14 protein-coding genes and 1 pseudogene are annotated in these 12,977 nt (G+C 70.5%); 8 read left to right on the top strand and 7 right to left on the bottom strand.

The window, feature by feature from the left end; translation table 11 throughout:
* From DI573_RS10235 to DI573_RS10225, 3 genes are all read left to right on the top strand, one after another.
* Positions 1 to 703: carbohydrate ABC transporter permease (locus DI573_RS10235; RefSeq protein WP_292813628.1), on the top strand; the 703-nt coding region annotated here is incomplete at its 5' end.
* 57 nt (positions 704 to 760) lie between these two features.
* On the top strand, positions 761 to 2,227 hold the full coding sequence (locus tag DI573_RS10230; RefSeq protein ID WP_292813625.1) for a GH1 family beta-glucosidase: 1,467 nt from the start codon (positions 761 to 763) through the stop codon (positions 2,225 to 2,227).
* Positions 2,228 to 2,307: 80 nt separating this feature from the next.
* Positions 2,308 to 3,324: a LacI family DNA-binding transcriptional regulator gene (locus DI573_RS10225; RefSeq protein WP_292813622.1), complete on the top strand. Its 1,017-nt coding sequence runs from the start codon at positions 2,308 to 2,310 to the stop codon at positions 3,322 to 3,324.
* A gap of 137 nt (positions 3,325 to 3,461) precedes the next feature.
* Here the strand turns inward: DI573_RS10225 and DI573_RS10220 are convergent.
* From DI573_RS10220 to purD, 3 genes and pseudogenes are all read right to left on the bottom strand, one after another.
* Positions 3,462 to 3,584 (bottom strand): annotated as a pseudogene (locus DI573_RS10220) (VOC family protein); the annotation flags it as partial.
* 213 nt (positions 3,585 to 3,797) lie between these two features.
* A complete protein-coding gene (locus DI573_RS10215; protein WP_292813619.1) occupies positions 3,798 to 4,727 on the bottom strand; it encodes a phosphoribosylaminoimidazolesuccinocarboxamide synthase in 930 nt (309 codons plus the stop codon).
* Between the two features lie 76 nt (positions 4,728 to 4,803).
* Positions 4,804 to 6,072 carry a phosphoribosylamine--glycine ligase gene (gene purD, locus DI573_RS10210; protein WP_292813617.1) on the bottom strand — a complete coding sequence of 423 codons (1,269 nt, stop codon included), beginning with the start codon at positions 6,070 to 6,072 and terminating at the stop codon, positions 4,804 to 4,806.
* 161 nt (positions 6,073 to 6,233) lie between these two features.
* On the opposite strand from purD, the gene DI573_RS10205 reads away from it, so the two are divergent.
* Both DI573_RS10205 and DI573_RS10200 read left to right on the top strand, forming a co-directional pair.
* The gene (locus tag DI573_RS10205) at positions 6,234 to 6,590 is read left to right on the top strand and encodes a sterol carrier family protein (RefSeq protein WP_292813614.1); all 357 of its coding nucleotides are present in this window, start codon (positions 6,234 to 6,236) and stop codon (positions 6,588 to 6,590) included.
* Between the two features lie 149 nt (positions 6,591 to 6,739).
* Positions 6,740 to 7,171, top strand: coding sequence for a hypothetical protein (locus DI573_RS10200; protein ID WP_292813612.1), 432 nt, complete (start codon positions 6,740 to 6,742; stop codon positions 7,169 to 7,171).
* A gap of 23 nt (positions 7,172 to 7,194) precedes the next feature.
* Here the strand turns inward: DI573_RS10200 and DI573_RS10195 are convergent, their stop codons facing one another.
* Positions 7,195 to 7,803, bottom strand: a complete 609-nt coding sequence (locus DI573_RS10195; RefSeq protein WP_292813609.1) for a zinc-binding alcohol dehydrogenase — start codon at positions 7,801 to 7,803, stop codon at positions 7,195 to 7,197.
* A gap of 78 nt (positions 7,804 to 7,881) precedes the next feature.
* Here DI573_RS10195 and purM point away from each other — a divergent pair, with 78 nt between their 5' ends.
* Both purM and purF read left to right on the top strand, forming a co-directional pair.
* Positions 7,882 to 9,045: a phosphoribosylformylglycinamidine cyclo-ligase gene (purM, locus tag DI573_RS10190; RefSeq protein WP_292813607.1), complete on the top strand. Its 1,164-nt coding sequence runs from the start codon at positions 7,882 to 7,884 to the stop codon at positions 9,043 to 9,045.
* 5 nt (positions 9,046 to 9,050) lie between these two features.
* Entirely contained in the window at positions 9,051 to 10,511 is a 1,461-nt protein-coding gene (gene purF, locus DI573_RS10185; protein WP_292813604.1) for an amidophosphoribosyltransferase, read from the top strand.
* Between the two features lie 126 nt (positions 10,512 to 10,637).
* On the opposite strand, the gene DI573_RS10180 is transcribed toward purF, so the two are convergent.
* On the bottom strand, positions 10,638 to 10,820 hold the full coding sequence (locus tag DI573_RS10180) for a DUF3073 domain-containing protein (RefSeq protein ID WP_292813601.1): 183 nt from the start codon (positions 10,818 to 10,820) through the stop codon (positions 10,638 to 10,640).
* 152 nt (positions 10,821 to 10,972) lie between these two features.
* Between DI573_RS10180 and DI573_RS10175 the strand changes: the two genes are divergently transcribed.
* Complete coding sequence (locus DI573_RS10175; RefSeq protein WP_292813598.1) at positions 10,973 to 11,521, top strand: universal stress protein; 549 nt, start codon at positions 10,973 to 10,975, stop codon at positions 11,519 to 11,521.
* Between the two features lie 81 nt (positions 11,522 to 11,602).
* On the opposite strand, the gene DI573_RS10170 is transcribed toward DI573_RS10175, so the two are convergent.
* Positions 11,603 to 12,202 (bottom strand): PadR family transcriptional regulator, encoded by a 600-nt coding sequence (locus DI573_RS10170; protein ID WP_292813596.1) that lies wholly within the window; start codon positions 12,200 to 12,202, stop codon positions 11,603 to 11,605.
* The coding region (locus DI573_RS10165; protein WP_292813593.1) for a DUF4097 family beta strand repeat-containing protein at positions 12,199 to 12,977 on the bottom strand (779 nt) is incomplete at its 5' end. The genes DI573_RS10165 and DI573_RS10170, both read right to left, overlap by 4 nt.

Below are 12,977 nucleotides of genomic sequence, written 5' to 3'. Positions count from 1 at the left end.
GAACATGTCGTGGATCCCGGGCGGGAACTTCTTCGCCAACGCCGCCTCGGTCATGAACGATCCGGCCGTGAACTTCTGGCCGGCGCTGTGGAACTCGATCTACAGCTCCGCCCTCATCGCGCTCTCGGTGGTGGCGTTCTCGACCCTCGCCGGGTGGGCCTTCGCCAAGCTCCGCTTCCGTGGCAGCGGATGGCTGCTCGTCTTCGTCATCGCCACCATGGCGGTGCCGATGCAGCTGGGCGTCGTGCCCCTGTACATCCTCTTCAGCGATCTCGGCTGGACGGGCAGCATCGGCGCGATCATCATCCCGTCCCTCACGAGCGCGTTCGGGGTCTTCTGGATGACGCAGTATCTGCGCCAGTCCGTCCCCGACGAGCTGATCGAGGCGGCTCGGGTGGACGGGGCATCGATGATCCGCACGTTCTGGACGGTCGGGCTGGTCGCCGCGCGGCCCGCCGCGGCGATGTTGGGCCTGTTCACCTTCGTCACGGCGTGGAACAACTTCTTCTGGCCCTTCATCGTGCTCGACCGGCAGAACCCCACGCTCCCGGTGGCGCTGTCGCTCCTGCAGTCCAACTACTTCGTCGACTACTCGATCGTGCTCGCCGGCGTGCTCCTGTCGACCATCCCCCTGCTCATCCTCTTCGTGTTCGCCGGAAAGCAGCTCGTGAGTGGGATCATGCAGGGAGCAGTCAAGGGCTGAGGGATGCCGTCCGCCGGCATCCCTCGACCGTCACATCCGCTGAGAGAGGAGCGCGTGATGAGCGTGCCCGAAACGCGTCCGTTTCCGAGTGACTTCCTGTTCGGTGCGGCCACCGCCGCGTACCAGATCGAGGGAGCAGCCTTCGAAGACGGGCGGACAGCATCCATCTGGGATGCGTTCGCCCGCGTGCCCGGCGCCGTGATCAACGCCGACAACGGCGATGTCGCGTGCGACCACTACCATCGCTATCGCGACGACGTCGCCCTCATGAAGCGCCTCGGCCTGCAGACGTACCGCTTCTCGACATCCTGGTCACGGGTGCGTCCCGACGGGGGCGCGGTCAACCCCGCGGGCCTGGATTTCTACAAGCGCCTGGTCGACGAGCTGCGCGCGGCGGACATCATCCCGTGGCTCACGCTCTACCACTGGGACATGCCCCAGGCGCTCGAGGAGAAAGGCGGCTGGACCGCCCGTGACACCGTCGATCGCTTCGCCGAGTACGCGCTGTCGATGCACGACGCGCTGGGCGACCGCGTCGACATCTGGACGACCCTCAACGAGCCGTGGTGCTCGTCTTTCCTCAGCTACACCGCGGGGCTGCACGCCCCGGGGCGGCAGAGCGTCACCGACGGGGTGCTCGCCGCGCACCACCTGCTGCTCGGGCACGGCACGGTCGTGCGCGAGCTGCGGGCCCGCGACGCGGCGCTCGAGCTCGGCATCACGCTCAACCTGACGGTCGCCGAGCCCGCCGACCCGGCCGACCCCGCCGATGTCGACGCCGCGCGCCGCATCGACGGGCAGTTCAACCGGTGGTTCCTCGACCCGATCTTCCGGGGCCAGTACCCGGCCGACATCCTCGAAGACCTCGCGGGGGTGGATGCTGCGGCCCGCGCCGCCCTCGACGCCGCCATCCTGCCCGAAGACCTCGAGACGATCGCGGCGCCCATCGATTCGCTCGGCGTGAACTACTACCACGGCGAATTCGTCGGCGGTCGCGAGGCGGCGGATCCCCCGAAGCCCGGGGACGCCCCCACGGATCGCGAGGGGCGCTCCCCGTTCCCCTCGCACGAGGGCATCTTCTGGCACGAGCGCGGGCTGCCCCGCACGTCGATGAACTGGGAGGTGCAGCCCCGCGGGCTGACGAGCCTGCTCCAGCGGGTCTGGGACGAGTACGCGCGACCGGCGGGCACGACGCTGTACGTGACCGAGAACGGGGCGGCCTACGACGACGTCGTGACGCCGACCGACGCCGGCCCGCGCGTGCACGATGCCGAGCGCCGCGACTTCGTGCGGGTGCACCTCGCGGCGATCCTCGACGCGATCGAGGCGGGAGTCGATGTGCGCGGATACTTCTACTGGTCCCTGCTCGACAATTACGAGTGGGCCTGGGGGTACGAGAAGCGGTTCGGGATCGTTCGCGTGGACTACGACACCCAGGAGCGCACGGTGAAGGACAGCGGCCTGGAGTATGGTCGCATCATCGCCGCGCGCGCCCTCGACCCGGAGCCGGCCGCGGGGCACTGACCGCCGTCCGGGCCGCATCCGGGCCCCGGCGCCGTTCGCGTCGCCCCGGGCCCGCGTGGCCCCACCCGATGAGAGAAGCCATGGCCACCGACGCCGTTCGCGCCACCCCGACGATCGAACAGGTCGCCGCGGCGGCAGGGGTGTCGCGCTCGACCGTGTCGCGGGTCGTGAACGGCTCGAGCGCCGTCAGCCCCGAGGCGCTCGCGGCCGTCAAGGGCGCCATCGAACGCCTGGCGTACGTTCCCAACCGCGCGGCACGCTCGCTCGCGAGCCGGCAGACCCACGCGATCGCGCTCGTCGTGCCCGAGGACGCCTCGCAGTTCTTCGGCGATCCCTACTTCGCCGGGATCGTCACGGGGATCAGTCGGCGGATCAGTGAGAGCGACTACCTGCTGAACCTCATCATCGCGTCGGACGATCCGAGCAACAAGACGGCGTCGTATGTGCGCAGCGGCACGATCGATGGGGCGCTCGTGGCCTCACATCACGCCGAGGACCGTTTCATCGACGCGATCGCTGCGGCCGTGCCGCTCGTCTTCGGCGGCAGGCCCGCGCAGTGGAGCGACACGCATCACTTCGTCGACGTCGACAACGTCGCTGGGGCGCGCCTCGCGACCCAGCACCTCATCGAGCGCGGGCGCACGCGCATCGCGACGATCACGGGTCCGCTGTCGATGCCCGCGGGTGTCGACCGGCTCGCGGGCTGGAGCGCCGCCCTTGCCGAGGCGGGGCTCGCCGAGGGGCCCGCCGAGGACGGCGGCTTCAAGCCCGAACTCGCGGAGGACGCGATGCGCCGGATCCTCGCGAGCGGCCGCGAGTTCGACGCCCTCTTCGTTGCGAGCGACATGATGGCGCGCGCCGCGATCCGTGTGCTCACCGCCGCGGGCATCAGGGTTCCCCAGGACGTCGCGATCGTCGGCTACGACGATTCGCCGGTCGCGACCGACCGGGAACCGCAGCTGACGACGATCCGCCAGCCGCTCGAGCAGATGGGCGAGACGATGGCGTCGCTGCTGATCCAGGTGCTCGCGGGAACGGCCCCGGCCGAGCGGGCGCTGATCATGCCCACCGAGCTTGTGGTTCGCGAGACGACCTGACCCCAGCATCCTGGCGGTCTTGCATGTCCCACTTTCTGTCGCCTCGCGCAGGCGCAGGCGACAGAAAGTGGGACATACGGGGCGAGGGTGGGGCGCTCGGGAGCGGCGCTCAGCCTCAACCGCTCGCCGAGGGTGCACAGCACCTGCAGTGTGATCACGTCGCGATAAAAGCGGGTCATGCCGTCGAGGTCGGCAACGTCGAGGGTCACGGCTCCCATCACCGTCGCCGGAGCGAGCCCGGTGGACGCCATTTCATTCATGTGCATACTCAACCGAGCGGGTGGGTGCTGCAATCCGGGTCGCGAGGCGCCATCTGCACGATCGCTGGTGCTGAGGTGGCCTCGAGTTACGGATGAGGCAGCGTCCTGCTTCTGCTCGTGCGGATGTCGCCCGCCACTCGCAGCGTCGGGGAGGCATGTCCCACTTTCTGTCGCCTCGCGCAGGCGCAGGCGACAGAAAGTGGGACACCCAAGTCAGGCGCCGGTGAGGCGCGTGAGCAGCTCGCGATAGCGCGCGAGCGTGCGCTCGACGACCTCGCTCGGCAGCGCCGGCGGCTCGCCCGTCTTGTCCCAGTGGGCGGCGAGCCAGTCGCGCACGATCTGCTTGTCGAAGCTGGCCATGCGCTCCTGCGGTGATCCGCCCGCGTGCCATGCGGCAGCATCCCAGTACCGCGACGAGTCGCTCGTGAGCACCTCGTCGGCGAGGCGCAGAACGCCGCGTTCGTCGGTGCCGAACTCGAACTTCGTGTCGGCGAGGATCAGACCGCGCGCCTCCGCGAGCGCGGCCGCTCGGCCGTAGATCGCCAGCGACGCGTCGCGCAGCTCGGCGGCACGTGCCGGGCCGACGAGCTCGACCGTGCGCTCGTACGTGATGTTCTCGTCGTGCTCGCCGAGAGGCGCCTTGTAGGCAGGGGTGTAGATCGGCTCGGGCAGCCGATCGCCGTTGCCAAGGCCCGAGGGCAGCGGGATGCCGCACACCGTTCCCTCGGCGTCGTACTCGGCCCAGCCCGACCCGGTCAGGTATCCGCGCACGACGCACTCGATCGGCGCCATCTCGAGAGAGCGGACGACCATCGCACGCCCGGTGACAGCATCCGGGATCGTCTCGTGCGCCTCGTCGTCCGCTCCGAGCTCGGCGGAGGCGGCGAGGTGATTGGGTACCGCGGGCCCGCCATCGGCGCCCGCGAGCTGGTCGAACCACCACAGGCTCAGCGTCGTCAGCAGCTCGCCCTTGCCCGGGATGCCGGGCTCGAGCACATGATCGAACGCGCTCACCCGGTCGGAGGCGACGACGAGCATCCGCTCGGGCGCTCCGCCGTCGGGGGTCGCGGCGGGCACGAACAGGTCGCGCACCTTGCCGGAGTAGACGTGCCGCCAGCCGGGAAGATCGAGGGGGGAGCTCACCCGCCCATTATCCCGGGGTGCGCGGCGGGCTGGGAATGCCCTGGGTTTGCGGGACGGGGATGCTGTCGCCCGGCCCCTACGAGACGACCCGTGCCGCGATGTCGGTGCGGAAGTGCGCACCCTCCAGGGTGATCCGGCCGAGGGCGTCGTATGCGCGCTCGCGCGCCTGCGCGAAGGTCTCGCCCACGGCGACGACGTTGAGGACTCGACCGCCGGTGGCGATCAGTCCGTCGGCGCCGTCGGCGGTCGCGGCGTGGGTCAGGTGCACACCCGGCACAGCGGCCGCGGCATCCGCGCCGGTGAGCGCGCGCCCTGTCACGGGCGACTCCGGGTAGCCCTCGCTCGCGAGCACGACGGTGACGGCGCAGTCGGGGGCGAACCGCGGCGCGGGGTGGTGGTCGAGCGTGCCCGAGGCGGCGGCCATGAGCAGCTCGGAGAGCGGCGTCACCAGGCGCGGCAGCACGACCTGGGTCTCGGGGTCGCCGAACCGCGCGTTGAACTCGATGACCTTGACGCCGGAATCCGTCAAGATGAGTCCCGCGTAGAGCAGCCCGATGAACGGCGTGCCTTCGGCGTCGAGGCGGCGGATCACGGGCTCGGCGACCGTGCGGGTGACCTGCTCGACGAATTCGGCCTCGCTGCCGAAAGTCTCGGCCAGCCACGGCAGTGGCGAATAGGCGCCCATGCCGCCGGTGTTGGGCCCGGCGTCGCCGTCGAGGGCGCGCTTGTAATCCTGCGCGGGGCTCAGCGGCAGGACGGTGTCGCCGTCGGAGACGAAGAACAGCGACACCTCGGGCCCGGAGAGGAACTCCTCGACGAGGATCGGACCGGTCGGCAGGTAGGTCTCGGCGTGCGCGAGAGCGGCCGCCCGGTCGCCGGTGACGACAACACCCTTGCCTGCGGCGAGTCCATCGGCCTTGACCACGTGCGGGGCACCGTATCCGTCGAGCGCCGCGGCGACCTCGGCGAGACTCGTCGCCCGCGTCGCGCGCCCCGTCGGCACGCCGGCTTCGTGCATGATGCGCTTGGCGAATGCCTTCGATCCCTCGAGCGCCGCGGCGGCCTTGCCGGGCCCGAAGACGGGGATGCCGCGCTCGCGCAGAGCGTCGGCCACGCCCGCGACGAGGGGGGCCTCCGGTCCGATCACGACGAGGTCGACGTTGTCGTCGCCGGCGAACTCGACGACGGCGGCCGCATCGACCGGGTCGAGGTCGACGATCGTCGCGTCGCGGGCGATGCCGGTGTTGCCGGGAGAGGCGAAGATCTCGTGCGCCGCCGCTTCGGCGCGGAGGGCGAGGATGATGGCGTGCTCGCGCGCGCCCGAGCCGAGGACCAGGATTCTCACCCGGTCAGCCTACCGAGCCGCCCCGTCGGGCACGGTTCAGTGCCCGCGCATCGGCTGTGTGCCCGCGCATCGGCCGCATCCCGCATCAGTCGTCTCCCCGCGCATCCCTTGCGGGGCGGCGCATCGCGCACGCGGCGCCGACGCGCGGGTAGCGTGACAGCGTGCCCCGCAAGATCTCGACCGACGACGGCCGCAACGCGCTCGCGGTGGTGGCTGCAGCATCCACGCCCTCGCGCGCCGCGCTCGGCACAGCCGTGCGGTACCTGCTGCAGCTGCTCGCCGAGAAGGCGCCCGGCAACTCCGTCGAGATGCGGGTGCCGCCTTTCGGCGCGGTGCAGGTCGTCCAGGGTCCGCGGCACACGCGCGGCACGCCCCCGAACGTCGTCGAGACCGATCCCGCGACCTGGATCGGTCTCGCGACGGGCGCGGAGCAGTGGGTGGATGCTGTCGCCCGCGGCGCGATCCACGCCTCGGGCACGCGCGCCGATCTGTCGGACCTGTTGCCCCTGCGTCCCTGACGCGGGCCACCGCCCGCCCCCCGGTCCCGGCGAACCCACATTTTTGCAGCGAGCCACCATTCGTCGCGTGGTGGCTCGCTGCAAAAATGTGGGCTCGGCGCCGCGACAGCCACCGCCCGCGGCGCGCCCGGCGGTGCGACAATGAAAGGGTGAGTACCGCGCAGCCCGAGCAGCCCGCCGAGGGGCAGACCCCGACGGATGCCACGGGCGCCCGCCCCGACGGCACGACCGACGGCACGACCGACGGCGCCGCCCCCCGCCAGCGCGAGCACTGGGTGAGCGACGAGATCGTCGCCGCGAAGGTGCGCAGCGTTCCGCGTTACGGCGTGTTCCTCACGCTCGGCTTCGTCCTGGGCGCGGTCGTCGCGCTGATCCTGACCTTCACCTATCGCGGCACCGTCGAGGCCAGCCAGATCACGGGCGCGATGTACTCGCCGATGCAGGTGTTCGGGTTCCTGACGCTGATCCTCGGCGCAATCGGCATGGGCATCGCCGGGTGCGTCGCCCTGATTCTCGATCGCGTCATCGGCCGTCACGCGCGCACGGTCATCGCCGATCGGGAGACCGTCGTCGATTCCTGACGAAAGACGCGCGGGACCGGGGATCAGGCCAGCTCGGCGATGATCGGGTGGATCGCCGCGTCGAAGGCGACGACGTCGCTGCGCAGCCCGTCGGTCACGGCGATCGTCAGCGACCCGATCCACCACAGGCCGCGCTGACTGAGGGGGAGGATCTGCACGTTCAGCTCGAAGGAGTGGGCGCGACGCCCCACCGCGCGCTCGTGCTGCGCGATGGCGCCGGCGTAGGCGCGATACGACACGCCCGTGCGCCCGAGTGCGTCGCCGGCGTGGCGATCGTGGGCGGCACGCGCGAACTCCAGCACATCGGTGTGCGCGGCGAACTCCGCCCGCAGCTCGTCGAAGCCCTCGACGGGCAGGGCGACGTGCGTGTCGAATCCCTCGATCAACTCGAGCGGCCCGGTCGCAGGATGGGCCTGAGGCTCGACCGTCATGGCCCAGTACTCGCGCCATTGGCGCTCGAGCACGTCCTGAGCGGCAGCATCCCGTGTCGGCTTCTGCGAGGGCAGGCCGCGCAGGGGCGGAAGCTCCTCCGGGGCGCGGATGCCGATGCGCTGGCGCAGCGCGAGAGCGATCACCACGGCGACGCTTGCGTCCTCGCGGATCACCCACTCCGGTCCTCCGGCGCTTGGCATGCCGTCATTGTAGGGCGGGCCCGGGTCGCGGCGGGTGGCCCCGGCGTCGGATCCCCGGCGGCCGGGTAGTCTGTTCGGGTGGCCGCACCCTCCCACGAATCCCCCGCGAATCCCTACGCCGCTGCAGGCGTCGACACCGCGGCCGGCGATCTCGCCGTCGAGCTGATGAAAGCCGCCGTCCGGCGAACCCACGGGCCCGAAGTGCAGGGCGGTGTTGGCGGCTTCGCCGGCCTTTTCGACGCCCGCGCCCTCCGTGACTACACGCACCCGCTGCTGGCGACCAGCACCGACGGCGTCGGCACCAAGGTGGCGATCGCCCAGGCGATCGACAAGCACGACACCGTCGGCCAGGACCTCGTGGGCATGGTGGTCGACGACATCATCGTCGTGGGTGCCAAGCCCCTCTTCATGACCGACTACATCGCGTGCGGAAAGGTCGTGCCCGAGCGCATCGCCGCCATCGTCGCGGGCATCGCCGAGGGCTGTGCGCAGACGGGCACCGCTCTCATCGGCGGAGAGACCGCCGAGCATCCGGGCCTGCTCGGCCCCGCCGACTACGACATCGCGGGTGCTGCGACGGGCGTCGTCGAGGCGGGGCGCGTGCTGGGCGCCGACCGGGTGCGCGCAGGCGACGTCGTGCTGGCGCTCGCCTCGAGCGGCCTGCACTCCAACGGCTACTCGCTCGTGCGCCACATCGTGGCGGGGCGCGGCATCCGCTACGGGGATGTCGCCCCCGATCTCGGCGAGCACGGCACGACGTGGGGTGAGGCGCTGCTCGAGCCCACGCGCCTGTACACCTCGCCCCTGCTGCGCATGATCGACCGGCTCGGCGACCGCACGCACTCCCTCAGTCACGTCACCGGCGGCGGGATCGCGGCGAACCTCGCGCGCGTGCTGCCCCGCGGCACGTGGGTCGACCTCGACCGTTCGACGTGGTCGCCGCCTCCGGTCTTCCGTGTGCTCGCCGAAGCGGGCGATCTCTCGCTCGAAGACACCGAGGGCACCTGGAACCTCGGCATCGGGTTTCTCGCCGTCGTCGACCCGGCCGCCGCGGGCGCGGCGATGGCCGAGCTCGCGGCCGACGGCATCGCCGCGTGGCAGGTCGGCGAGGTGCACGCCGGAACGCCCGGGGACGAGGGCTACGAACAGGGCGCGAAGGGCGTCGACGGCGGCGCCGTGCGTCTGGTCGGCGCCTACGGAGGGCACAGCCCGGCGGTTGCCGGCACGGACGGAGCGAAGTAACACCCATGTGCGGCATCGTCGGAATGGTCGGTCAGGGGCCGGTCAACCAGGACATCTACGACTCTCTGCTGCTGCTCCAGCACCGCGGACAGGACTCGACGGGCATCGCGACCGCCGAGCCGAACGGCATCTTCCACATCGCGAAGGCCCGGGGACAGGTGCGCGAGGCATTCCGCACCCGTGACATGCGCGGACTCCTCGGCACGATCGGACTCGGACACGTGCGGTACGCCACGAAGGGCACCGCGGGCAACGAGGAGGAGGCGCAGCCGTTCTACGTCAACGCCCCCTACGGCATCGTGCTCGTGCACAACGGCAACCTGACCAACACGCGCGAGCTCACGCAGGAGCTGTTCTCCAAGGACCGGCGCCACCTCAACACCAGCTCCGACACCGAGCTGCTCGTCAACGTGCTGGCCAATGAGCTGCAGTCCTCGATCTCGGGGCTCGATCTCGACCCGGAACAGATCTTCCAGGCGGTCAGCCGTGTGCACGAGCGCGTCGAGGGCTCCTATGCCACCATCGCGCTCATCGCCGGCTACGGGCTGCTCGCCTTCCGCGATCCGTTCGGCATCCGCCCGCTGATCCTCGGCACCCGCAAGACCGAGGCGGGCGGCTACGAGTGGATGGTCGCCTCCGAGTCGCTCGTGCTCGAGAACGGCGACTACGAGGTCGTGCGCGACGTCATGCCCGGCGAGGCGGTCTTCATCGACCTCGAGGGTCGTCTGCACACCCGCCAGTGCGCCGCCGACCCGCGGCTCGTGCCGTGCTCTTTCGAGTACGTCTATCTCGCGCGACCCGACTCGATCATGAACGGCATCTCGGTCTACGAGGCGCGCCTGCGCATGGGAGACCGGCTCGCCGACACGATCGCCAAGTACACGCCCTCGGGCGCGATCGACGTCGTGATGCCGATCCCGGACTCGGCTCGCCCCGCCGCGATGCAGGTCGCGCGCAAGCTCGGCATCGAGTACCGCGAAGGGTTCTACAAGAACCGCTACGTCGGGCGGACGTTCATCATGCCCGGCCAGGCCGTGCGTCGAAAGAGCGTACGCCAGAAGCTCAACGCCATGTCGAGCGAGTTCAAGGGCAAGAACGTGTTGCTCATCGACGACTCGATCGTGCGCGGCACCACGAGCCAGCAGATCATCCAGATGGCGCGGGATGCCGGGGCCACCTCGGTGACGTTCGCCTCGGCCGCGCCGCCTGTGCGCTTTCCGCACGTGTACGGCATCAACATGCCCTCGCGTCAGGAGCTCGTCGCGCACGATCGCACGATCCCCGAGATCGCCGAGGAGCTCGGCGCGGACTACATCGTCTATCAGGAGGTCGAGGACCTCAAGGCCGCGATCCTCGAGGGATCAGACCTCGACGACCTCGACATGAGCTGCTTCGACGGCCGATACGTGACCGGCACCGTCTCGGATGAGTATCTCGCCTGGGTCGAGGGCACGCAGACCTCCTGAGGCCTCTTCGACGGACTCGCGGGGCCGGGCTCAGACCCCTGCGACGGGCTCAGACCTCTGCGACGGGCCCGGGGGCCGCGCCGAAGGAACCGGCGCCGTGCCGATGAGTCTGCACGAGTCGGCGGGTCAGGCCTTCTCGTCTTCGTATTCGTCCGCGTACTCGTCTGCCCACTTGTCGACGTAGGCGTCGTCGTCTCCCTCGGGGTGACCGAGTTCGCGTTCCAGCGCCGAGTAGTTCACCGACGGGCTGTACGACTTGAGTTCGCGGGCGATCTTGGTGTGTTTCGCCTTCTGACGGCCACGCCCCATGCGAGACCCCCTCACGACTAGGGCTGCGGGCTTGGTTTCGCTGGACCCGCCGCATTCACGGGACCGGCTCGAGGCCGGTAAGAGTAGCATTCAGAATAGCACGGGCGCGCGTACCGGAGCCGGTCGCGCCGGGCCCGGCGGTGGGAGGATCGATGTGCGACATCAACCCCGATGCCACGCAGGCGCAGACCGAGGCAGACCCCGACGCCGATATCCGCGGCGCCGTCATCGTCGCCGCGATTCCGGGTCAGCCCGCGCGCGTCCTGCTCGAGGGGGCGCACTACGCGAAGCTCATGCACGCGCCGCTGGTGGTCGTCCACGTCGACGTGACGCGCTTCGTCACGTACGAAGACCCCGATGGATTCGTGCACTCCGCCCCGATCGACCTGAACATCGCTCCGGGGGCGAGCGAGCTCGAGGAGGTGCGCGCGGCGGCCGCGGCGGCGTTCGATCCGAAGGGCGTGGCGTGGACGCTGCGCCAGCTCGTCGGCGATCCCGCGATCGCGATCAAGCAGCTCGCCGATCGCATCGATGCGAAGCTGCTCGTGGTCGGCACCCGCAATCGCGGCATCGGCGAGTCGATCCGCGAGTTCTTCACCGGATCGGTCGCCGCGCGCCTGGCGCACCGACAACATCGTCCGATCCTCGTCGTGCCGCTCGGCGATCCCGCCGCCGACGATGAGGAGCTGTGGGTGGAGTGAACCCCGCGCGTCCCGCGCCGCGCGAACGGGCGGGCCGCCGCCCCGCGGTTTGGAGGCGACGGCCCGCTCCGCGGGTGCTCGTCAGCGCTGTACCGCCCGCGTGATCGCCGTCGCGGCAGCATCCAGAGCCGTACTCAGCTCATCGACGACGGATGCCGGCAGCACACCGCCGCGCGCGACGAAGGTGCGCAGGTCGGCCCGCACGCGTGCGCGGAACTCGTTGACGGCGGCATCCGCCCGTTGCAGCTGCTCTCGGCTGCGGGCGCGCGGGTCTTCATCCGTGGGCTCGGCCTCCGTCGCCGTGCGGGCGGCGGCGGCGAGGTCGGCGCGCAGGCTCTTCATCGCCTCGCGCACGCTCCCGCGCACCTCGTCGGCGATGAGCCGGACGGAGTCCGCGAGGCCTGCTTCGATGCCCTCGAGGTCCCCCGCGCGAGCCGCCACTTCGGCGCGTCCGCTCGCGGTGATCGCATAGACGGTCTTGCGGCCGTCCACCGTCTTGGTGACCAATCCCTCTTCCTCGAGCTTGGCGAGGCGCGGATAGATGGTGCCCGCACTGGGCGTGTAGGTGCCGCCTGTGCGGTCCGAGAGCGCCTGGATGATGTCGTAGCCGTGCCGGGGGGACTCGTCGAGCAGGTTGAGCAGGTAGAGCCGCAGGTCGCCATGGGAGAAGACGGGGCTCATGACAGCTCCTCGTTGCCGTGGTCGGGCGCGTCGCGAGCCGGCTCTTCTCGCGAACTCGCCTCCTGTGCGGGCGCTCCCGCCGGGGGAGCGGTGCGGCGAAGCACCGTCAGGTCTCCCGACACCGTGTTCGTGCGCACATCGGCGAACGATCCGCTCAGTTCGCCGGTGGAGCCGGTGTGATTGGTGGGGCCGGAGCCCGAGCGCACGACGCCGTCGATCTGGAGACGACCGCTCACGCTTCGGCAGACGTAATTCGCGGCGACGCCCTGATCGAGGCGCACCGTGATGTTTCCGTTGACGGTGTTGACGCCGATCTGCTGGACGGCGCCGGCGGAATCGATCGTGACATTGCCCGACACCGTGTCGACCGACGCCTTGCTCAGGGTGCCCGTCACGGCGACGTCGCCCGAGACGCTGTTCGCGCTGAGCGCGCCGACCATCTCCCGTGCCTGGACATCGCCGGAGACGGCGTTGACCTGCAGGTCGCCGTCGAGCCCGTCGACGATGACGTCGCCCGAGACGGTGTTGAGGCGGGCGTCGTTGCCGAGTCCCGCGACGAGGGCGCTTGCGGAGACGACGCCGAGGTTGAGTGCGACGGCGCGCGGAACGGCGACGCTGATCTCGGCTTTGGGGCCGCCCGCGCCGAAGTTTCGGAACACCTCGAGGAAGTTGTCCCAGCGCAACTGGGGATGATCGATCTCGACCACGTCGCCCGAGACCTCGATGCGCAGATCCTTGATGGTGACCGCGTGCACCTCGATGCGCGCGCCGGGTT

Origin of the sequence: Microbacterium sp., from assembly GCF_003248605.1 — a bacterium.
Classification (GTDB): domain Bacteria; phylum Actinomycetota; class Actinomycetes; order Actinomycetales; family Microbacteriaceae; genus Microbacterium.
This window is presented reverse-complemented; position numbering and strand designations above follow the sequence as displayed.